The organism is Sphingomonas kyeonggiensis (genome assembly GCF_014204495.1).
Lineage (GTDB): Bacteria > Pseudomonadota > Alphaproteobacteria > Sphingomonadales > Sphingomonadaceae > Sphingomonas > Sphingomonas kyeonggiensis_A.
Map to the genome: position 1 here is coordinate 817,281 of NZ_JACHLN010000001.1, position 19,737 is coordinate 837,017.

A 19,737-nucleotide genomic window follows, 5' to 3' on the forward strand; every position below is an offset into this window, starting at 1 on the left:
GGTCAGGAGCAGGGCATCGTCGATGCCCGCAAGCTCTTGTCGTGATTTGGATCCTGGCGGGACCGGGCGATATCGGAATCGCCCGGTTGATCGGCCTTCAGACCATCGCGGTGTCGGTCCTCATTTCTTGACCACGGGCGTGATTTCCAACGCGCCCGGTTCGACGATATTCACACCCGAGAAGACCATCATCCCGCCACGGAATTCGATAAGATCGTAATCCTTGTAGCGACCCAGAGTAAATCCCCGCCACTTCAAGGGCTTGCCGACAAACGGTAGCAAACCGTTGGTGGCGACCTTGGCCTCATCGCTGCGCGTGAAAGGCTGCGAACGATCGAGCAGCATCACATTGATGGCGGTGTCGAGCTCGGCCGTCAGGAGTTCCTTCAGGCGGGCGCCGTTATTTTCGGTCAGGCCCGCAAGCGGCAGCGCCTTACCTTCACAGCAGAAATATTTGATCGCCTTGCCAGAGTCGTCGCCGATCGCGACCTTCGTCTTCAGCACGATATAGGGGCGAACATCCTCGGTCTTCTTGACAAACGTAAGCACCACATACGGAGTCACGGTCATCGTGCGGCCGCCCGGCTGGGGCGTGAGCGTGAAGGCCGTCCGGAACTGGTCGCCCGCCATGATCGTGTTGGTCATCTCGATCGCCTTTGCCCGGACGTCGAAGCGCAAGTCATCCTCGACATTGCGGACCTTGCCTGTGCCGGCCTCGGCGTTGATCGAACTCTGCACCAGCATGCCGATCGGGCCGAACAGCGCCCCGATCCCGCCCTGATGTCCCGAGATAACGACGTTGCTGTCCGGGATGCGGTGGACACCCATGGGCAGATCGCCCAGCCCATTCGCCCCTTTTTCGGAGAAGACTATGGCCGTCGTGGCTGGCGATGATGCTGGCGCCGCGCCGGCCGGCCCTTGCGGGGCCGCCGTTTGTGCCATCAATGCGGGCGCGCTCGCGACCAGCGCGAGAATGAATATACGCTTCATGTTTATTCCCCCTAAACCCTGGCTCGAGATGCCGCCCCCGGCTTTTGCTCGGCCACCGCAGCGACTGTTAGCTCGCGGTCATGGCCCAGAACAACCCTGCAAAAGATGAAGTGCTGATGCTGTTCGCGCCCAATGTGTGAGGTGGACCCCCTTGCCGAGCGTTCGACCCGGATTACGGACGGCCCTGCGCGACGGAGACAATCCGGGGCAAAGCGGCCGCGGAACGAATGTCGGCAATTGGGGCGGTTGCTACCGATCGCGGCTGCGACCAATTAGTCGGCGCGTTCCCTCAACGGCCAATTACGGCCGTGGAGACGAACCATGGGAAATTCACATCATGATCCTGTCGTGCAGTGCCGGCCTGCGTGGAACGCGGGCAAGACTGTCGGGGCCAAGCGACCGCTGACACAGAAGCAAATCTGGGCCGTTCGCTTCTTTCTGGATCGAGAAGGCCGCGTTCGCGACAGGGCGCTGCTCGACCTGGCGCTCGACAGCAAGCTGCGCGGCTGCGACCTGGTGAAAACCAAGATTGGCGATCTCGTATCTGGAACCGACATCAGGACCAGAGCGATCGTCATCCAGCAGAAGACCGGAAAACCCGTGCAGTTCGAGCTGACAGCTGATGTTAGAGCAAGTTTGCTCGCCTGGTTCGAACATCGTGGCGGTACGATCCACGACTACGCGTTTCCGAGCCGAGTCGACCATGCCGGCCACCTCAGCACACGCCAATACGCACGACTTGTCGATGAGTGGGTTGAGGCAGTGGGACTTCGCCGTGCCGAGTATGGCACACACTCACTACGGCGCACCAAGGCATCGATGATCTACAAGGCCACCGGCAACCTTCGCGCGATCCAGATCCTGCTGGGTCATACGAAGATCGAGAACACGGTCAGATATCTCGGCGTCGACATTGAAGATGCTTTGCCCCTTGCTGAGCGAACGGAAATCTGAGGCTGGGCGGTCCATCCTCACTCAAGATGAGCCGCTCCGACGTCGGACGACTATGCGCCCTAATATCAGTCATTCGGCGGCGTTGCCGGCTTATCTTCTGGCCGTTCGAGAACAGCTTCATCGCGCGAACGAATTCGATGTGCTGCTTGACCGGCTGATCGCTGGGGAACGGCGTGCCGTCAGAATGCCAGGCACCCCTCGTACATCTGACCGCCTTTATGGGTTCACGGCCTAGACCGGCCCGAAAATAGCAGCGGCGAGGGCGGAGCAGCCCGGTTCGACAGCCTGGCCCTTGCGGGCGTCGGCATCCGATTGAGATTCGGCGCGCAATGGAGCAGCGGCTACTGAATATAGGCGCCTGAGAGGGAAGCTCAATTGTGAGCGTGGTGCGGGGAATGCGAAAAAGACAAGGCCCAGTCTACCCATTTACCACCGTCCCGCCATTCGGGTGCAGTACTTGGCCCGACATGTAGCTGGCGTCCTCGCACGCGAGGAACAGGAAGGCGGGCGCCACTTCATTGGGCTGGCCCGGCCGCTTCATCGGTGTATTCTCGCCGAAAGTCTCGAGCTTCTCGGGTGAAGCCCCGCCCATCGGGTTGAGCGGCGTCCAGATCGGCCCCGGTGCCACCGCATTCACGCGGATGCCTTCGCCGACGAGGTTCTCTGAGAGGCTTGGGGTGAAGGCCGTGATCGCGCCCTTGGTGCTCGAATAGTCGAGCAGTTCCTTCGAGCCCTGGTACATCGTCACCGAGGTGCAGTTGACGATCGCCGCGCCCTTTTTGAGGTGCGGGCGCGCGGCCTGGGTCAGGAAGAACATCCCGAAGATATTGGTCTGGAAGGTGCGGCGCATCTGGTCCTCGGTGATATCGGTGATGTCCTTGTCGGGATGCTGCTCGCCGGCATTGTTCACCAGCACGTCGATCCGGCCGAACGCCTCGATCACCTGGGCGACTGCCTGGTCGCAGAAATCCTTGTCGCCGACATCGCCTGCGATGGTCAGCGCCTCGCGGCCCTCGCTACGGACGATCTGGGCGGTCTTCTCGGCATCGTCATGCTCGCAGAGATAGACGATCGCCACATCGGCGCCTTCGCGCGCATAGAGCGCGGCGACGGCACGGCCGATGCCGCTATCCGCACCGGTGATCAGCGCGACCTTGCCCGCGAGACGCCCGGAGCCAGGGTAACGCGGCTCCCATTCGGGCTTGGGTTCGAGCGCGCTCTCGTGGCCGGGCAGCGCATCTTCGTGGATCATCTCGGCGGTATCGGACATTGCGGCTTCTCCTCGCCTTGGACAACCCGTCGGCGTGCGAAGAGTTCTTTCCTGCAAGTCAGATGCCGCGCTTTCGCGGGTCCAGCCCCCACGCCAGTCCGTCGGCTCTCGCGCCCGAATGTGTGAGGGCGAGGTCGGCTTGCCGCCCGCCCGTCATATCAGCGGGCGCTCCGTCGGATCGAGGCTGCCTATCCGAGGCCCGCACGTCCGAGGTCATGAGCTCCGAAGCCGGCGGTCGCCCGTGTTGCCTGGCGGACTCTCCACGCGCCTTGCTCACTGCCTGGCGGAGTTGCCGACAAATGGTCGGACCATCGAGATGCGAGGCGACGTTGGTATAGCCTTCGGCGTTCAATTTGCGCTCGATATGGTCGATCCGCGCATATTCGCCGGTGGCGTTCGCGCCGAAGTTGGCGGTCAGTGCGTAGCCGGGTTCGACCAGCTTCACCGCGATATCAAAATAGGCGAGCTCGGGGGCAAGGGAGCCGGTGAAGCTTTCGATCGCCTGCTTGCTCGTGGTATAGGCCACAGCCAAGGGAAACGCGGCTAGCGTTACGCTCGAAATCACGTTGACGATACCCGATCGTGGCCGAACGCATGGCGCTTGCAGGATCACCGCTTCATCTGCAGAGCTTCCGATATTTGGCGCAAGAGCGCTACGCCTCAACTACCCCAAGAAGAGCGCTTTTCCCCCCGCCTCGCCCGCCCACTTTTCGTGTCGCTTTTGATGCAATGGGCCGCCATTCATACCTCTCTCTTGAGGTGACGCCCAAACGTTGATGCGATCTGATGCACCTGAGGCGGTGTTTTCGGCGGTAGCAGGACGCAGTATGCGCTGGAGCGAACCTGGCCGGGAGCCATCGGGGAAACCCTAACCTTCGCAATATCGGCTGCGGATCACTGCTAACATGCTGAAAGAGCAGGAATAAGATGTTAGCTTCTGGAGCTACTCAAACTCTAACCACCATCACCGAAAGTCTGTAACAGGCTGTAATTATTATATTTTTCTATTTCCAGATATTATAGTTCGATAGGCCAATCTGGTCGGGGCGAGGTTAGCTAGAATGTTAGAGCAAAAACCGCAGAAATCCGCCGATGTTAGCCATGTTATAGTTTTCCCGCGCGCTATACCGATGCCCCACCAGCATCCGGATTTGTAAAGAGAATTTTTCTCTTTATTTGTTGAGTTCGTGCTGCGATTATAGGCGCATGACGTCTCCGCAGATTTCAATGACGCGCCCCTTTTCCCGCAAGCAATTGAGCGCCGCCACGGGTGTGCCTGGAGATTTACTCGCCTATTGGATCAAGCTCGGGCTGCTGCGGCCAATGGGAGGCGGCGACGGCAAGGGCAAGCATCGCCAGTTCGGTTTTCAAGCGGTCCATATCGCCGCCGTGCTGGCCGAGCTCGGTCGTTACGGAATGAACGGCGCCTCACTACGCAGAGCAGCTGCCACCTTGTGGGGCATTATCGATTTCGCTCGCCGGCGTCCTGACATCACCGAGCGGGATACCCTCGACTGCGCCGATCTGAAGTTGGCGCGGCAGGCCGGTGACTTTGAAGACTGGCTGGCGCTTCGCCAACAAGGCAAAGCCGCGATCGGAGCCCGCGCTTTCGAAATGGAAAGCTGGTTCGACGATACCGCGAAGCTCGGTTTCGAGCTCTACTTCGATATGTTCTCCGAGCGCAGCTTCACGGACCGCACCACGCGCTGGATCGTCGCGATCGAAGCCGACGCCCTGATGATCCTGCCGGAGGGCATGCTCATCGAGCTTCCGCAGCTCATGGGCCTGCCGAGCTACATTTCGCTCAATGTCTCGAACATCGTCCAGCTCGCTTGGGCGCGGCTTGAGGAACTTTCACCGGACCGGCCGGGTGCGGCAACGCACGACCGATCCTTACAACCGCAGACGGAAGAGGAAGACCATGACTGAAGATACGAATGCATCGATCCCCGCCGCATCGCAGCCCGTGGCGGCAAATGATCGCGGCCCCGCGCGCTTGACCGCCCCGAACGCGATCCTGCGGTTGCCGGCGGTACGCCATCGCACAGGCCTAAGCCGCGCGACTATCTATCGCAAGATGAGCGCGGGCGATTTTCCGCGTGCGCGACAGCTGAGCACTCAATGCGTGGGCTGGCTGGAATCGGAAATCGACAGCTGGATTTCAGAACGCCTGGCGATTTGACGGAGTATCCGTGCCTGTGACGGCAGGCACAGCCGCTCTTCTTGACGTTGGAACTAAAGATGCGAGATCGGCGCGAGCCCCCCGGCGAGGAAGCGATCCCAATCTGCCATGAGCGGCCGTCGGCGCTCGATGGCTGCTTCCCGACGATAGGCTCGCTCTGTCGCATCCCCGACCGCATGAGCCAGCGCCTCCTCGGCGAGCTCGCGCGGGTAGCTGGTGCTGGAGCCTGCCCAATCTCGGAAGCTCGATCTGAAGCCATGCACGGTCTCGCTCCGGCCCAGGCGTCGCATGAGCATCGCCGCAGCCATATTGGACAGCGGCTTTTCGCCGCCAAAAATAAAGGCGCCGTCGTTCGGCTCTTCCGGTCGCACCCGCCGCAATAGCGCCAAGGCGGAATCGCTGAGCGCTACCGTATGTTCGACCCCCATCTTCATACGCGCAGCGGGAACCGTCCAAGTACGCAACTCTAGATCGATCTCTGACCAGGTCGCATTGAGAACTTCCGAGGTGCGTGCAGCGGTTAGGATAATGAAGTCCAGGGCAATCCCTGCCAGCGAAGGTTTCTCTCTAAGCTTGGCCATGAATTCGGGCATCACGCGCCATGGCACCGCGGCATGGCCCCTTGACGACCGACGCACCGCACCCAGCAACGGCTCCAGATTTCCTGTCCAGGCTGCGGGATTTTCGCCCGCCCGCAGCTTGCGCGCCTTGGCAGCATCCAGCACCGCCTCGATATAGACGCGGACATTACGCGCAGTAGTCGCCTTGCTGTGCCAGATAGGACGCAATACACCGAGGACGTCGTCCACGCTGACCTTGTCGACCCGCATGCCACGCAGAGACTGCGAGTAACCATCCTTGGCCAGGGCGCGCTTCCATCGTGCAATCGACTTGTCACTGCGAACATTGGGTGTCTGCGCCTCGATCCATTGATCAGCCACCTCGCCAAAGGTCAGTATCGCACGCTTCGCTCGTTTCGTGCCGATGGGATCCTCGCCCCGATCCACGAGCTCGCGTACTTCGACCGCCTTCTCCCTCGCGCGTGCCAAGGATACGACGTCGGCGGAACCCAAGCCGATTTCCCTGCGCCGCCCGTCGAGATGATAGATAGCGAGCCACGAACGTTGCCTACCGCTCGAACCAACGCGAAGATAGAGACCCGCGCCGTCAGAATGCAGCCCTGGCTCCTTAAGCTTCTGACGAAGCTGGAGCACTGTTAACTGATTGGGACCTCGGTTTCCATGTTTTCGTGCCAAAGCGCGCCCTCCAATGCGCCCACTTTTTCATAACATTTTTCATAAGTCAAATGTATGCTTGGTAGAGCTGAGCTGAGAGCTGTCGAGATCATTTTCCGATTTAAATCAGATGCTTGCTTAGATCGCTGCGACACGTTGGGGAATGTAGATGACTGCTGAGACGGGGAGTCAGATCCTGTCGGGTGCGCCATTTTCTCCGAGAACCAGTCCCTTCGCGTCGCTAGCCAGTCAGGCGTGACGGATCGACCACGACGTGGCGAATCCGCCGCCGGTTCCAGGTATAGGTGATGTGCACCAGCCCGTCCGCGGACTGGATCACCGCGGGATAGGCATAGCCATCGGGCAGCGGCTCGGTTTCCAGGGTCAATGCCGGGCTCCAGTGCACGCCGTCGCGCGATATCGCGATGTTGAGCGGATAGCGCTTGCCCTTGCCCGGCGTCTCGGGCCGATGCGCGGCGTGATTGTAGACGATCAGCTGGCGCCCGTCCTGAAGCGTCACCGCATCGGTGCCCGAATTGGGGTTGGGGAGATCGACCGCGAACAGCTTGCCCCAGCTCTTGCCGTCATCGGCCGACTGGGTTGCCGCCAGCACGCCCTGGCGCGTGCGGGCGATCGCCTCCAGCTTGCCATCGGGCAGGAACAGGATGCTGGGCTGGATGGCATCGAAACCCGCCTCGGAATCGACGGGAACCGGTGCCGTCGCCGTCCAGCTCCTGCCGGCGTCCTCGCTGCGCTCGAAGTGCAGCTTCCACGCCCAGCTGGTGCCATCCTCGGTGCTCGACGGCGAAAGCCAGGCGCCGCTCTTCAGCACCACCGGCTTGTTCTTGATCGGGCCGAGGATGCCATCCGCCAGCCGCCGCGGCTTGCCCCAGCTCCGCCCGCCATCGGTGGAGGTGACGACCATGCCCCACCATGTCTGCGGGCTCGGGCCCAGCTTGTAGTAGAGATGCAGCGGCCCCGCCGGATCCTGGAACAGGACCGGGTTCCAGGTGGGCAGGCGCGTGCCGTCCGGCTGGATGCCGTTGGCGACCGATTTCGGCGTCTCCCACCCCTTGGCGCCACGCCGGGCGAACCAGATTTCCACATCCGGATTGCGCTCATGCGTGCCGCCGAACCAGGCGGCGGCGATCGCGCCGTCCCGGGTCTGGACGATCGTCGAGGCATGGCTCTGGGGATAGGGCGCACTCTCATAGATGAACTCGCGCAGCAGCACCGCACCCTGCTGCTCAGCCGCTTCCCGGGAAGCGGCGGGAAGCGTCGCCGGAATCGATAGTGCCAGGGCAAGCATCAGGACACGGATCATCGGGGAACTACCTTTGTGCGAGCGACAGGAGGCCTGTTCAGCATGGCACGGCAGCGCGGGGCAAGCCTTTTGGGCTCAATTAATCACATCAATCGGATGGCGAAGTGTCGCGCCCGCGCGGAACAGCCGCCTACCGCTACGGGTTCTGCCGTGCGGAGGCGCATATGGCGACGACGTTGCGGAAAGGGATGATCGCATTTGCCGGGATTGCCGTGATCGGCGGCGGACTGGCGGGTGTGGGCCTGGCCAGCTTTGCCCAGAGCGGCGCATTCGAATTCTACAAGCAGACGCTGCCGCCGACGCAAGGCGCTGTCGCCGCCGCTCCGGTGCGCGACGGCTATTATTCCGCCGCCAGTCCAGTGCCGGCCTATCCCGAGAATCCCTATCCGCCGCGCCCGCTGAATCCGCCGCGCCCGCTGACGATTGCCCGCCCCGCCGAACCGATCGACTATCAGCACGCCGCGCGGATCGATCCCGAGCCCGTTGTCGCCGAAGAGCAGGCCGCCTTGCCCGAACCGGGCCCGGTGATCGCGCCACGGCGCGGATCCTGGACGGCACCGATGGAGAACGAGCCGCTCCCAGAGACCGACAGAGTTGCGGACGAAGGCGCGTCCTGAGCGGCTTGCCCCGTTTCGTCCACAGGCGTAGCGCTGCCCCATGACCGACTCCACCAAGCCGCTCGACTATGTCGAGGCACATATCGATGACGCCCTGGACCGCCTTTTCGCGCTGATGCGCGTCCCCTCGGTCTCGACCGATCCGGCCTATGCCGAGCAATGCCAGCATGCCGCGCGGCTGCTGTCCGACGAGCTGAACGACCTGGGCTTCACCGCCCGTGTCGCGCCGACGCCGGGGCATCCCATGGTTGTCGCACATCATGACGGCGATGGGCCGCACATCCTGTTCTATGGCCATTACGACGTGCAGCCGGTCGATCCGATCGAGCTGTGGCGGCGCGATCCGTTCGAGCCTGTGATCGAGACTCGGGCCGATGGCGCGAAGCAGATCGTCGGCCGCGGCGCGTCGGACGACAAGGGCCAGCTGCGCACCTTTGTCGAGGCATGCCGCGCCTGGAAGGAAACCGAAGGCCGCCTGCCCTGCAAGGTGACGATCCTGTTCGAGGGCGAGGAAGAATCGGGCTCGAAGAGCCTCGAACCGTTCCTCCACGCCAATGCCGAGGAACTGAAGGCGGACTTCGCGCTGATCTGCGACACGCTGATGTGGGATACCGAGACGCCGGGCCTCACCATCGGCCTGCGCGGCATGGCCGCCGGCCAGGTGACGATCCGCGCGGCGTCGCGCGATCTCCACTCCGGCCTGTACGGCGGCGCGGCGCGCAACCCGATCCAGCTGCTCTGCACGATCCTGGGCGAGATGAAGGATGCCGATGGCCGGGTGACGCTGGACGGCTTCTATGACGGCGTGCCCGAACTGGATCCCGCCGTGCGCCGGAGCTGGGACGCGCTGGGCTTCGATCCGGCCGAGTTCCTCGGCGAGATCGGCCTGAGCGTGCCGGCCGGCGAGAAATGCCATGACGTGCTCGAGCAGATCTGGTCGCGACCGACCGCCGAGGTCAACGGCATCTGGGGCGGCTATACCGGCGAGGGCTTCAAGACGGTGATCCCGGCCGAAGCGCACGCAAAGGTGAGCTTCCGCCTGACCGGCAACCAGGACCCGGCCAGGGTCTGGGCGTCCTTCGAGCAACATGTCCGCTCGCGCCTGCCCGCCGATTGCTCGGTCGAGTTCACCGGCCGCGGCCCGGGCAGCCCGGCCGTCAGCGTCTCCAGCGACAGCCCGCCGCTGGAAGCCACGCGCGCGGCGCTCGATGCCGAATGGGGCAAGGCCGCGCTGATCGGCTGCGGCGGTGGCATCCCGGTGGTTACCTCGATCTCGAAGATTCTCGGCATGGACACGGTGCTGGTCGGCTTCGCGCTGACCGACGACAATATCCATTCGCCCAACGAGAAATACGACCTGAAGAGCTTCCACAAGGGCATCCGCTCCTGGGTGCGCATCCTCGCGAAGATCGGCGAAATGGCGAAGGTGCCGGCCTGATCCCGCTGGCCCGAATCGGCCGGTTCGGCTAGATTCGGGCAATGCGGACAGGGGCTCATATCATCGCGATGATGCTTGGCGGCGCGGCACTGGCGGCGTGCCAGCCCGATGCGGCCAAGCCGGTGCAGAAAGCAGAGGCACATGAAGCCCCGGCGCCGACGCCGGCCACACCCAAGGTCGCCGCCGCGGATGCGCCGCTGCACGACTGGCTGGTCGGCAGCTGGTCGTTCGAGAGCAGCTGCGCCAGCGACTTCATCGCGCATTATGCGGCGGACGGCAGCCTCGACAATAGCGGCGAGATGGGCGGCTGGGCGCTGGCCGGCAATACGGTGACCGAGACGATCCGCGAGCGCTACGACAGCGCGGCAAGCGACGGCGCCGAGAAGGTGAACCCGCCCGAGACCCGCAGCTACACGATCGAGCGCGCTGACAAGGATCACGGCACGATCACCTATCAGGGCCGCAAGGTACCGATGTTGCGCTGTTGACGACGCGGCCGCGAGGATCGATAGCGGAGGCATGGTTCCCCTTTCGTTCGCCGGCCACGACCTGATGGCGCTGCCCGAGGGCGCGCTCTACTGGCCGGCGCGCGAGGCGCTGCTGGTGGCCGACCTGCATTTCGAGAAGGGAAGCTGGTTCGCGGCGCGCGGGCAGATGCTGCCGCCCTATGATTCGATCGCGACGCTCCACGCAGTGGCGGCGCTGGCCGAGCGTACCCGGGCGCGCGAGCTCTGGTGCCTGGGCGACAGCTTCCATGATTCGGAAGGCTGTGAGCGGCTGCCCGCCGATGCGCGAGCCCTGCTCACCGATCTCACGACCCGGCTCGACTGGCGCTGGATCACCGGCAATCACGACAGCCTGCTGATCGACCATTGCGGCGGCACGATCCTCGAGGAAGCCGAGATCGACGGGCTGGTGCTGCGCCACGAAGCCGAGCCGGGCGATCCCCGGCCCGAGCTTTCTGGCCATTTCCATCCCAAGCTGCGGCTGCGCGTGCGCGGCCGGCAGGTGGCGCGGCGCTGCTTCGTGGCCTCCGCGACCAAGCTGATCCTGCCCGCGTTCGGTGCGCTGACCGGCGGCCTCGACGCGCATCATCCCGAGATCGTCCGTGCGGTGGGCAGCAAGGCCCAGGCGCTGGTCGCACTGGAGGATCGGCTGCTGCGCTTCCCGCTCGCCGCCTAGTCGACTCGAGTCGGCTCCAGGTCGGCGCATTCGACCGGCCCCTGGCCGATCACCGTGCATTTGGCGTTGCCGAGCACGCGAACGACGCCGCTCGACGTCGCGTTGATCCGGGCGTTGTAGCGCACGTTCATCGCCAGCATCCCACTGCTGCCCGAGATGAGCTGGGCATCGGCGGTGGTGAAGCCCGTCGCATCGAGGTTGCTCGCCCCATAGAGCCGCACCCGGGTGTGCAGCGCGGTGCCAGCCAGCGTGATCGTCCCCGAACCGGCGAGCGTCACGCCGATATCCTGCGCATCGACGGCGGCGAGCTCGATTCGCCCGTCGCCATTCTGCGACACGTCGAGCCGGTCGCCGCGCATCTCGGCGATCCGCAATCGCGTGCCGCCATTGGTCTGCACCACGCGCAGCCCCGGCACGGTCACGCGAATCCGCGCGCCGCCGGCCAGCTTGCCGGCTGTCGATTCCCAGCTGTTCAGGCCGGAGTTGAGGATCAGCGTACCGGCTTGGACGCGGACGCCGACCGCGTCGATCGCCGCGCGGTCCCCGCTGATCGTCACGCCGGCCGAACCCGGCACCACCTCCACCGCGAACGGACCGTCCACGCGGAGGCGATCGAAGCCGGTGACCATGACGACCCGCTCGTCGCCCGGCGCGGTGGCACCGAGCAGGAGCAGCATTGGAGCGAGGGCGAGCCGGTGCATGGCCCTACCCTCGCGCGGGTTCAGCGCCGAGGCAAGCTCAGGAGCAATGTGCCTCGCCCGGGCCGGTCGCGCTGATCGCGCATTTGGCGCCGCCGGTCAGATCGACATCGCCAGGGCCCGCGATCGAAATCGATGCGCCACCGCTCACATTGCCCCTCAGGCTGCCCGGCCCGAGGATCGAGATGCTGGCGCTCTTCGCCGCGAATTTCGCTGCATCAATGTCGCCGGTGCCGCGGATCGAGGCATTGAGCCGGTTGCCGCTTCCCGCAACGGTGATGTTGCCGGTGCCGGTGATCGAGAGGTCGGTATCGGTGGCAGCGAGCGCGGCAATGTCGATATCGCCGGTGCCGGTGATCGCGCCGTGGAAATCGCCTTCCGCCTTGTCGATCTTGATGTCGCCGGTGCCGGTGAGGTTCACGGCCGTGAGGCTGGGCAGGGTGACGCGCACTTTCACGCCATGATCCTCGTGATTGCCCCAGGAGAAGCCGTGCCGGTCCTTGCGCGAGACGAGCAGCGTGCCGTTCTCGACCCGGACCACCAGCTGGTCGAGCGCCGCGGTGTCGCCTTCGGCCGATACGGTGAACTGCGCGCCGTTGGTCACATCGATATCATCGGGACCGCGCAGCTCGATCTTAGTGAAGCCGCTCGCATCATAGCTGCGCTTGGCGATCACCCCGCTCGGCTTGGTGTCATGCCCTTCCTTGCCATCCTTCTCCCAGCTGGCATGGCAGGCGGCGGTGCCGGTGAGCGGCAAAAGGGCCAGGGCGATCAGGGCTGCACGCATCGAAACTTCCTCCCGAAACCATGTGTATTGCACAACCAATACACCATCGATCAGACAAGGAAAAGGGGCGGTTTTCAAGGCCGCCCCTCTCCGTGGTCCGATGCCTGGAAGCGATCAGGCCGGAACCTTGTCCTTGTTGTGGATCGCCGCGGCCTTGCGCAGGATCTCCAGGATCTTCTCGAGCGCGGCCGGCTCGTCGATCTCTTCCATCGCCGCGAGCTCGCGGGCGAGGCGGCTTGCGGCCGCTTCGAAGATCTGACGCTCCGAATAGCTCTGCTCGGGCTGGTCGTCGGCGCGGAACAGGTCGCGGACCACTTCGGCGATCGACACCAGGTCGCCCGAATTGATCTTCGCTTCATATTCCTGGGCGCGGCGCGACCACATGGTGCGCTTCACCTTGGGCTTGCCCTTGAGCGTGTCGAGCGCTTCCTTGAGCGTCTTGTCGCTCGAAAGCTTGCGCATGCCTACGCTCTCCGCCTTGTTGGTCGGGACGCGCAGGGTCATCTTCTCTTTTTCGAAACGCAGGACATAGAGCTCGAGCTGCATGCCCGCGATTTCAGACTTCTGGAGCTCGATTACACGGCCAACGCCGTGCTTGGGGTAAACGACATAATCGCCGACATCGAAGGACAGCGCCTTAGCAGCCATGTGCGAGGAACCTTTCGTGATAACCGGCCCCGACGGGCTCGGCGTCCACCCCGGCGAATGCAGGGCAGGCAGATCGGGGCGACTTCTCTTTGCTTCTCCGGGCGGAGGTGAGTCTTCCTCCGTCGCGCCCCATTTAACACGCTTGCAATAAAATTACCAGCCAAACGTCACCGTTTGTCTGCGCAAAAATGCGATTTCTCGCAGGTTTCTGAGGATTTGGCGGCCGGGACCGCCAAATCGGGTAAGCCTAGCTGCCCGAACCGGGCTCCGACGAGAAGAACTGCTCGAACTTGTCCGGCACGTCCTTCATCGCATCGGCATCGGCGGGCACATCGCCCTTCTGCGTGATGTTCGGCCAGGATTCGGAATAGGTCCGGTTCAGCTCGAGCCACTTCTCGAGACCGTTCTCGGTGTCGGGCAGGATCGCCTCGGCCGGGCACTCGGGCTCGCAGACGCCGCAATCGATGCACTCGTTCGGATTGATGACGAGCATGTTCTCGCCCTCGTAGAAGCAGTCGACCGGACACACCTCGACACAATCCATGTACTTGCACCGGATGCAATTGTCGGTGACGACATAGGTCATGGAAACGGCCCCTTGGAACGGAAAACTGCCGGTCCTGCTATGCCTGTGGTTTCGCTGCGTCAATCATATGGCGCTTCCTGCGAGACGTTCGCAGCGACACTGAGGTCCTGGTAGCAGGCGCGTCCTTCCGCCGGCGGCCCGCGCCGGGAGGGCAGTTGCTCCACCCGGACGACGCGCACCTTGCCGTAGAGCGGGAAGGCGATAACGCAGCCGACACGCACACAGGCGGAACTGCGCTCGATCCGACGCCCGTCGATGCGCAGCGTACCCTTCTCGGCGATCGCCTGTGCCGCCGAGCGGGTGCCGGCGAGGCGTGCCCACCACAGGAAGCGATCGACCCGCATGGTGCCCGCATCAGCCATGCTTGAGCTCCGCGAGCACGGCAAAGGCGTTGTCGCGCGGCGGCGCCTTGGGCTTGGGCGGCGCGACCAGCCCCTGCCAGATCCAGCGCTGCGGCTCGCCTTCCGGACCACGCGCCGTCCGGAAGCCGAGCTGCGCCATCAGCCGGCCCAGCGTTTCCGCAGTGAGGCCCATCGACGTGGCAAGCGCGGGATCGGGGGCGAAGGGCTTGCGCCCCTTGCGGCTGTCATGCGCGGCACGGGCGATGCGCTCGACCAGGTCGACGCGGACGGCCTGGGCGCCGAGCGGGCGGTAGCCATGGACGAGATCAGCGCCGGGCGCGGTACGCGGCAGCACAGCCGCGCCGTCGCGCGGAGCATCGGCAAGGGCCAGCAGCTCGCGACGCCATGCGGCAGCGGCGGGCTTGAGCAAGGCGGGCGCGAAGATGTCGAGCGTGCCGATGGTGACCCCGATCCTGCGCAGCCGCTGGCGCGCCGGCGGATCGAGCGCCTCGACCAGATGGGCGGCGGCACGGCGCGGGAGCAGGCCGCCGGCCTCCAGCAGCGCATTGGCGAGCGCGCGGAGCGGCGAACCGGCCTGCGGATCGCGCGTGACTTCGTCGAGCTTGCCTAGCACGGTCAGGCGCTTGCCGATCTGCTCCGCGAACCAGCGATCGAGGCGCGCCTGGACGGCGGTCTTGGCCTGCGGCTCGAGCACGTCCAGCGAACGATCGAGCCGGATGCGCGGCCGGGCGATATTGGGACCGGGCTCCAGCGTCGCGACGCCGACACCGCTCCACGTCAGCACCGAACCCGTGAGCGAGATCGCACCATCTTCGGCATCGATCAGCGCCTGACCGCGCCTGCGATATTCCTTGCCCAGCCGTTTCTCCGCCGCCGCGAGCAGCATGCGCTTGTCGGCCGCCCGCGCCTCGGGGGCAACGGTGAAGCGGAAGCCGGTGAGCGTGCCCAACGCATGCTCCTCGACGCTCACTTCGCCCTCGGGCCCGATCGTCACCGGCAGGTTCGAGGCATCGGCGCCGATCTGGCGGAGCAGCACCGTGGTGCGCTTGTCGACGAAGCGCTGGGTGAGGCTGGCATGGAGCGCGTCGGAGAGCTTCTCCTCCACGGCGCGGGTGCGCTCGGCCCAGTGGACCGGATCTTCCAGCCAGTCGGCGCGGTGGGCGATATAGGCCCAGCTGCGCGCCGCCGCGATGCGCCCGGCCAGCGTCTCGACATCGCCGCCCATATTGTCGAGCCGCTGGATCTCGTCGGCGAACCATTGGTGCGGGACATGGCCACGCCCTTCGGACAGATGCCCGAACAGCCGACCGACGAAGCGGCTGTGCGGCTCGGCGCCGAGCTTGCGGAAATCGGGCAGGCCGCAGGCCGCCCAGAGCCGCCGGACCATCGCCGGCGAGCGCACCCGCTGGCGCACCCAATCCTCTTCGGACAGCCGCTTGAGCACCGAGAGGTCGATCGCCTCGGGCGCGGCGCGCAGCACTTCGCTGGTCGGCTTCGCCTCGAGGCTGGCGATCAGTGCCTCGACGCTGGCGAAGTCGGGCTCGCCCTGGCGCCAGAACAGCTTTTCGAGCGGCGGCACCCGGTGCGCCTCGATCGCCAGCACTTCCTCGGGCGTGAAGGCATTGGGGCCGTCCTCGTGCAGTGCGCCGAAGGTGCCGTCGCGCTGGTGGCGCCCGGCACGGCCGGCGATCTGCGCCATCTCCGCCACGGTCAGCCGGCGCTGGCGACGACCGTCGAACTTGGTGAGCGAGGCGAAGGCGACATGGTGCACGTCCATGTTGAGCCCCATGCCGATCGCATCGGTGGCGACGAGATAGTCGACCTCACCCGCCTGGAACATCGCGACCTGGGCATTGCGGGTACGGGGGGACAAGGCTCCCATCACCACCGCCGCGCCGCCGCGCAGGCGGCGTAGCGCCTCGGCCACCGCATAGACTTCCTCGGCACTGAACGCGACGATCGCGCTGCGCCGGGGGAGGCGCGACAGCTTCTTGGCGCCGGCATAGCTGAGCGTCGAGAAGCGCGGCCGGCCGATCACTTCGGCATCGGGCACCAGCGCCTTGAGCATCGGTTTCAGGCTGTCCGAGCCGAGGATCATGGTTTCCGCGAAGCCGCGGGCGCGCAGCAGCCGGTCGGTGAAGACATGGCCGCGCTCGGGGTCGGCGCCGAGCTGCGCCTCGTCCAGCCCGACGAACGCCACTTCGCGCTCCAGCGGCATCGATTCCGCTGTGCACAGGAACCAGCGCGCCTTGGGCGGGCAGATCTTCTCCTCGCCGGTGATCAGCGCCACCTCGGCGTCGCTGCCCTTCATTTTCACAACGCGATCATAGACTTCGCGGGCGAGCAGGCGCAGCGGGAAGCCGATCATGCCGCTGGCATGACCCGCCATCCGCTCGACTGCGAGATGCGTCTTGCCGGTGTTGGTGGGGCCCAGCACGGCAGTGATCGGAGAACGCGCGAAACGACTCATTGCGGCTCCCAAGATCGTTCCGAGTCGTCCCTTAAGCAACTCCCCCGAGTTTGCGAATCGCCTTAACCATGTTGGAAACACTGGCGATTATAGTGAATGCCTCGCTTCATCCGCGCGGCGCCACAGCTCGCCGCACGATGCGGCCCCCAACAGGGTACTTAATTTGACTTTAAGTCCTGCCTTGCACACTGATTTCGTCGGTAGCCGGGGGTTTACGGCCCGACATCGACGACCTTTTGGGGGGCGTTACGCCTTGTACCTGCGTAGTGACCATGGAGAGGGCCTGACCGGCGGCGGCGCATCCGCGCTTGCCAAGGCACCCGCACATGGCTTCGCGGCCCGGCTGAGCGAGAAGCTCGCCGACTTCGAATTCGCCCCCGATCTCGGCTCGCGCATCGGCTCGCTGACCTGGTATCGCGGCGCCGCCACCTGCGTCGCCCTGATCACCGCGACGCTGCTGCTCGCACCCGGCTTCGAGAACCCGATCTACGGCTCGGTCCCCGCACCGGTCTCCGGCGCGGAGTTCGAGGCGACCCAGGCCCAGGCGATCAAGCCGCTCGGCATGGGCTCGACCACCGGCACGCGCATGGCCGCGACCGGGCTGGTCGCCCCGCTGACCGATACGCCCGAACGCCCGATCATCGAGCTCGACACCAAATATACCGGCTCGCTGCTCGGCTCGCTGCTGCGCTCCGGCGTGGGCAAGACCGACGCCAACATGGTCGAGCAGCTCGTCACCAAGGCGGTAGCCAGCGGCGACCTGCAACCCGGCACGATGCTCGACCTGACGCTGGGCCGCCGCGTCGACAAGTCGCAGCCGCGCCCGCTAGAGAAGCTGGCGATGCGCGCGCGCTTCGACCTGGCGATCGAAGTCGCCCGCAACGGCGGCGCGCTCAGCCTCAAGCAGATCCCGATCGCGATCGACCGCACGCCGCTGCGCATCCAGGGCACGATCGGCTCGTCGCTCTATCGCTCGGCCCGTGCCGCCGGCGCCCCGGCCAAGGCCGTCGAGAGCTATATCAAGACGCTGGCGACGCGTACCGCGGTGTCGCGGCTCGGCTCGGACTGCAAGTTCGACATCATCGTCGGCCAGGCCCGCGCCGCGACCGGCGAGGTCCAGCTCGGCAGCCTGATGTATGCCGGCGTGAACGGCTGCGCCAGCAAGGTGCAGCTCGCGCCGTTCGAGCAGGGCGGCAAGACCAGCTGGTTCGACGGCGGCGGCAAGGGCAACTCGACCGGCGCGATGGCGATGCCGGCGAACGGCCGCTTCTCCTCGGGCTTCGGCATGCGCCGCCACCCGATCCTGGGCTATACCCGGATGCACAAGGGCGTCGACATCGCCGCGCCCTGGGGCTCGCCGGTGTTCGCCGCGAGCGACGGCGTCGTCCAGATCGCCGGGCGCAGCAGCGGCTATGGCAATTTCATCAAGGTCAGCCACGGCAATGGCTATGGCACCGGCTATGGCCATCTCAGCCGCATCTATGTCCGCAGCGGCGAGCACGTGCGCCGCGGCCAGCGGATCGGCGCGGTGGGCAATACCGGCCTGTCGACCGGCCCGCACCTCCATTACGAGCTCTATCGCAACGGCGTGGCGGTGAACCCGCGCTCGGTGTCGTTCAATTCGACCCAGCAGCTCACCGGTGGCGACCTTGGCGCGTTCCGGGCGCAGCTCGGCCGCCTGCTCGCGGTGCCCGTGGGGCATGGCGCGGTGAAGGACGCCGAGGACTGAGGAGGCGCTGGCGTCCGGCCAATGCCGGCTGCCCGCCCGTTCCAACAGCGGATCCGGGACAACTCGCGAAAGTACACGAAGTACAGGCCAAGAGCGGGTTTTCGCCGCCGGAATTTTGACCTTCCCGACGGAAACCCGCCGCATCCCGTAACATTGTTGCGCGCGCGCGATCCTATTTCCCCTACAGGTTGAAGGAGCGGCCGGGTGGCGGCCCGGCAGCGCGAGCCAAGCAGGCGAAATCCTACATTGCAACCGCGCCGATCCTCCGGACGCGGATCGAGATGGCTTTTGCACTGCACCGCAAACGCGGTATCGCTGGCGCACAATGGATCTCTACCTCCCGATCGCCAACCTGTCGGTCAATGCGCTGGTCATCGTCGCGCTCGGCTTTGGCGTCGGGCTGCTTTCGGGCATGTTCGGCGTAGGCGGCGGGTTCCTGACCACGCCGCTGCTGATCTTCTACGGCATCCCGCCCACCGTCGCCGCGGCCTCGGCCGCAAGCCAGGTGACCGGTGCCAGCGTCTCGGGCGTGCTCGCCCATTTCCGGCGCGGCGGGGTGGACGTGCATATGGGCGCGGTGCTGGTGGTGGGCGGCGTGCTCGGCAGCATCGCGGGTGCGGGATTGTTCACCCTGCTCCAGAAAAGCGGCCAGATCGATGTGGTGATCGGCATACTCTATGTGCTGATGCTCGGCTCGATCGGCGGGCTGATGCTGCACGAATCGGTACAGGCGATCCGGGTGACGCGCGGCGCCCGGCCGCCGCGCCCGCGCAAGCGCCGCCACCATCCGCTGGTCGCGATGCTGCCCCTGCGCTGGCGCTTCTACTCCTCCGGCCTCTACATCTCGCCGCTCGCACCGCTGCTGCTCGGCTTCTTCACCGGCATTCTCACCGTCCTGCTCGGCGTCGGCGGCGGGTTCATCCTGGTGCCGGCAATGCTCTACCTGCTCGGCATGGGCACCCAGGTCGTGGTCGGCACCTCGCTGTTCCAGATCCTGTTCGTCACCGCCGCCGCGACCATGGTCCACGCCACCACCACCAAGGCGGTGGACATCGTCCTCGCCGCCCTGCTCCTCCTCGGCTCGGTGATCGGCGCGCAGATGGGCGCGCGTTTCGCGCTGGCGGTAAAGCCCGAATATCTGCGCTTCATCCTCGCGGTGATCGTGCTGCTGGTGGCGATCCGCATGTTGCTCGGCCTCGCCTGGCAGCCGGACGAGATCTACTCGGTCGAATTGCTGTGAGGCGATTGCTCCTCCTGGCACTCGC

General features: G+C 65.2%; 20 protein-coding genes. 9 read left to right on the plus strand and 11 right to left on the minus strand.

Going from position 1 to position 19,737, the window contains the following annotated elements; translation table 11 throughout:
- Positions 1-120: 120 nt before the first annotated feature.
- Positions 121-990, minus strand: a complete 870-nt coding sequence (locus HNP52_RS04015; protein ID WP_184162772.1) for a hypothetical protein — start codon at positions 988-990, stop codon at positions 121-123.
- A 321-nt stretch (positions 991-1,311) separates the two neighbouring features.
- Here HNP52_RS04015 and HNP52_RS04020 point away from each other — a divergent pair, with 321 nt between their 5' ends.
- Complete coding sequence (locus HNP52_RS04020; RefSeq protein ID WP_184162774.1) at positions 1,312-1,944, plus strand: tyrosine-type recombinase/integrase; 633 nt, start codon at positions 1,312-1,314, stop codon at positions 1,942-1,944.
- A 418-nt stretch (positions 1,945-2,362) separates the two neighbouring features.
- Here HNP52_RS04020 and HNP52_RS04025 read toward each other — a convergent pair whose 3' ends face one another.
- Together HNP52_RS04025 and HNP52_RS04030 are read right to left on the minus strand one after the other, a co-directional pair.
- Positions 2,363-3,214, minus strand: a complete 852-nt coding sequence (locus HNP52_RS04025) for an SDR family oxidoreductase (RefSeq protein WP_184162777.1) — start codon at positions 3,212-3,214, stop codon at positions 2,363-2,365.
- A 58-nt stretch (positions 3,215-3,272) separates the two neighbouring features.
- Positions 3,273-3,827: an SDR family NAD(P)-dependent oxidoreductase gene (locus tag HNP52_RS04030; protein WP_311768395.1), complete on the minus strand. Its 555-nt coding sequence runs from the start codon at positions 3,825-3,827 to the stop codon at positions 3,273-3,275.
- Between the two features lie 593 nt (positions 3,828-4,420).
- Here HNP52_RS04030 and HNP52_RS04035 point away from each other — a divergent pair.
- Both HNP52_RS04035 and HNP52_RS04040 read left to right on the plus strand, forming a co-directional pair.
- Complete coding sequence (locus HNP52_RS04035) at positions 4,421-5,143, plus strand: hypothetical protein (protein WP_184162785.1); 723 nt, start codon at positions 4,421-4,423, stop codon at positions 5,141-5,143.
- Positions 5,136-5,396, plus strand: coding sequence for an AlpA family transcriptional regulator (locus HNP52_RS04040; protein WP_184162788.1), 261 nt, complete (start codon positions 5,136-5,138; stop codon positions 5,394-5,396). Before HNP52_RS04035 ends, HNP52_RS04040 begins: the two co-directional genes overlap by 8 nt.
- A 53-nt stretch (positions 5,397-5,449) precedes the next feature.
- On the opposite strand, the gene HNP52_RS04045 is transcribed toward HNP52_RS04040, so the two are convergent.
- Both HNP52_RS04045 and HNP52_RS04050 read right to left on the minus strand, forming a co-directional pair.
- Positions 5,450-6,610, minus strand: coding sequence for a site-specific integrase (locus HNP52_RS04045; RefSeq protein ID WP_184162791.1), 1,161 nt, complete (start codon positions 6,608-6,610; stop codon positions 5,450-5,452).
- 262 nt (positions 6,611-6,872) lie between these two features.
- Positions 6,873-7,955, minus strand: a complete 1,083-nt coding sequence (locus tag HNP52_RS04050; protein ID WP_184162794.1) for an exo-alpha-sialidase — start codon at positions 7,953-7,955, stop codon at positions 6,873-6,875.
- A gap of 164 nt (positions 7,956-8,119) precedes the next feature.
- Here HNP52_RS04050 and HNP52_RS04055 point away from each other — a divergent pair, with 164 nt between their 5' ends.
- Genes HNP52_RS04055 through pdeM form a run of 4 tightly spaced genes read left to right on the plus strand, consistent with a single transcriptional unit; the run spans position 8,120 to position 11,192 of the window.
- Positions 8,120-8,572, plus strand: coding sequence for a hypothetical protein (locus tag HNP52_RS04055; protein ID WP_184162797.1), 453 nt, complete (start codon positions 8,120-8,122; stop codon positions 8,570-8,572).
- Between the two features lie 40 nt (positions 8,573-8,612).
- A complete protein-coding gene (locus HNP52_RS04060) occupies positions 8,613-10,010 on the plus strand; it encodes a M20/M25/M40 family metallo-hydrolase (protein WP_184162800.1) in 1,398 nt (465 codons plus the stop codon).
- 41 nt (positions 10,011-10,051) lie between these two features.
- Positions 10,052-10,498: a hypothetical protein gene (locus tag HNP52_RS04065; protein WP_184162804.1), complete on the plus strand. Its 447-nt coding sequence runs from the start codon at positions 10,052-10,054 to the stop codon at positions 10,496-10,498.
- Between the two features lie 31 nt (positions 10,499-10,529).
- A complete protein-coding gene (pdeM, locus tag HNP52_RS04070; RefSeq protein WP_184162807.1) occupies positions 10,530-11,192 on the plus strand; it encodes a ligase-associated DNA damage response endonuclease PdeM in 663 nt (220 codons plus the stop codon).
- On the opposite strand, the gene HNP52_RS04075 is transcribed toward pdeM, so the two are convergent.
- From HNP52_RS04075 to HNP52_RS04100, 6 genes are all read right to left on the minus strand, one after another.
- Positions 11,189-11,893, minus strand: a complete 705-nt coding sequence (locus tag HNP52_RS04075) for a GIN domain-containing protein (RefSeq protein ID WP_184162810.1) — start codon at positions 11,891-11,893, stop codon at positions 11,189-11,191. The genes pdeM and HNP52_RS04075 overlap by 4 nt on opposite strands.
- A gap of 37 nt (positions 11,894-11,930) precedes the next feature.
- A complete protein-coding gene (locus HNP52_RS04080) occupies positions 11,931-12,677 on the minus strand; it encodes a head GIN domain-containing protein (protein WP_184162813.1) in 747 nt (248 codons plus the stop codon).
- Positions 12,678-12,791: 114 nt separating this feature from the next.
- Positions 12,792-13,325, minus strand: coding sequence for a CarD family transcriptional regulator (locus HNP52_RS04085; RefSeq protein ID WP_184162816.1), 534 nt, complete (start codon positions 13,323-13,325; stop codon positions 12,792-12,794).
- A 247-nt stretch (positions 13,326-13,572) separates the two neighbouring features.
- Positions 13,573-13,911 carry a ferredoxin FdxA gene (gene fdxA / locus HNP52_RS04090; RefSeq protein ID WP_184162819.1) on the minus strand — a complete coding sequence of 113 codons (339 nt, stop codon included), beginning with the start codon at positions 13,909-13,911 and terminating at the stop codon, positions 13,573-13,575.
- A gap of 59 nt (positions 13,912-13,970) precedes the next feature.
- Positions 13,971-14,273 (minus strand): S4 domain-containing protein, encoded by a 303-nt coding sequence (locus HNP52_RS04095; RefSeq protein WP_184162822.1) that lies wholly within the window; start codon positions 14,271-14,273, stop codon positions 13,971-13,973.
- Positions 14,266-16,743, minus strand: coding sequence for a helicase-related protein (locus tag HNP52_RS04100; RefSeq protein ID WP_184162825.1), 2,478 nt, complete (start codon positions 16,741-16,743; stop codon positions 14,266-14,268). Before HNP52_RS04100 ends, HNP52_RS04095 begins: the two co-directional genes overlap by 8 nt.
- A gap of 253 nt (positions 16,744-16,996) precedes the next feature.
- Here HNP52_RS04100 and HNP52_RS04105 point away from each other — a divergent pair, with 253 nt between their 5' ends.
- Together HNP52_RS04105 and HNP52_RS04110 are read left to right on the plus strand one after the other, a co-directional pair.
- Positions 16,997-18,472 carry a M23 family metallopeptidase gene (locus HNP52_RS04105; protein ID WP_184162828.1) on the plus strand — a complete coding sequence of 492 codons (1,476 nt, stop codon included), beginning with the start codon at positions 16,997-16,999 and terminating at the stop codon, positions 18,470-18,472.
- A 325-nt stretch (positions 18,473-18,797) separates the two neighbouring features.
- Positions 18,798-19,712 carry a sulfite exporter TauE/SafE family protein gene (locus tag HNP52_RS04110; RefSeq protein ID WP_184162831.1) on the plus strand — a complete coding sequence of 305 codons (915 nt, stop codon included), beginning with the start codon at positions 18,798-18,800 and terminating at the stop codon, positions 19,710-19,712.
- Positions 19,713-19,737 lie beyond the last annotated feature (25 nt).

What these genes read in the sequence shown, in the direction of transcription:
- HNP52_RS04015 (WP_184162772.1), bottom strand. Translation starts at nt 990, where the DNA reads ATGAAGCGTATATTCATTCTCGCGCTGGTCGCGAGCGCGCCCGCATTG.
- HNP52_RS04020 (WP_184162774.1), top strand. Translation starts at nt 1,312, where the DNA reads ATGGGAAATTCACATCATGATCCTGTCGTGCAGTGCCGGCCTGCGTGG.
- HNP52_RS04025 (WP_184162777.1), bottom strand. Translation starts at nt 3,214, where the DNA reads ATGTCCGATACCGCCGAGATGATCCACGAAGATGCGCTGCCCGGCCAC.
- HNP52_RS04035 (WP_184162785.1), top strand. Translation starts at nt 4,421, where the DNA reads ATGACGTCTCCGCAGATTTCAATGACGCGCCCCTTTTCCCGCAAGCAA.
- HNP52_RS04040 (WP_184162788.1), top strand. Translation starts at nt 5,136, where the DNA reads ATGACTGAAGATACGAATGCATCGATCCCCGCCGCATCGCAGCCCGTG.
- HNP52_RS04050 (WP_184162794.1), bottom strand. Translation starts at nt 7,955, where the DNA reads ATGATCCGTGTCCTGATGCTTGCCCTGGCACTATCGATTCCGGCGACG.
- HNP52_RS04055 (WP_184162797.1), top strand. Translation starts at nt 8,120, where the DNA reads ATGGCGACGACGTTGCGGAAAGGGATGATCGCATTTGCCGGGATTGCC.
- HNP52_RS04060 (WP_184162800.1), top strand. Translation starts at nt 8,613, where the DNA reads ATGACCGACTCCACCAAGCCGCTCGACTATGTCGAGGCACATATCGAT.
- HNP52_RS04065 (WP_184162804.1), top strand. Translation starts at nt 10,052, where the DNA reads ATGCGGACAGGGGCTCATATCATCGCGATGATGCTTGGCGGCGCGGCA.
- pdeM (WP_184162807.1), top strand. Translation starts at nt 10,530, where the DNA reads ATGGTTCCCCTTTCGTTCGCCGGCCACGACCTGATGGCGCTGCCCGAG.
- HNP52_RS04075 (WP_184162810.1), bottom strand. Translation starts at nt 11,893, where the DNA reads ATGCACCGGCTCGCCCTCGCTCCAATGCTGCTCCTGCTCGGTGCCACC.
- HNP52_RS04080 (WP_184162813.1), bottom strand. Translation starts at nt 12,677, where the DNA reads ATGCGTGCAGCCCTGATCGCCCTGGCCCTTTTGCCGCTCACCGGCACC.
- HNP52_RS04085 (WP_184162816.1), bottom strand. Translation starts at nt 13,325, where the DNA reads ATGGCTGCTAAGGCGCTGTCCTTCGATGTCGGCGATTATGTCGTTTAC.
- fdxA (WP_184162819.1), bottom strand. Translation starts at nt 13,911, where the DNA reads ATGACCTATGTCGTCACCGACAATTGCATCCGGTGCAAGTACATGGAT.
- HNP52_RS04095 (WP_184162822.1), bottom strand. Translation starts at nt 14,273, where the DNA reads ATGGCTGATGCGGGCACCATGCGGGTCGATCGCTTCCTGTGGTGGGCA.
- HNP52_RS04100 (WP_184162825.1), bottom strand. Translation starts at nt 16,743, where the DNA reads ATGAGTCGTTTCGCGCGTTCTCCGATCACTGCCGTGCTGGGCCCCACC.
- HNP52_RS04110 (WP_184162831.1), top strand. Translation starts at nt 18,798, where the DNA reads ATGGATCTCTACCTCCCGATCGCCAACCTGTCGGTCAATGCGCTGGTC.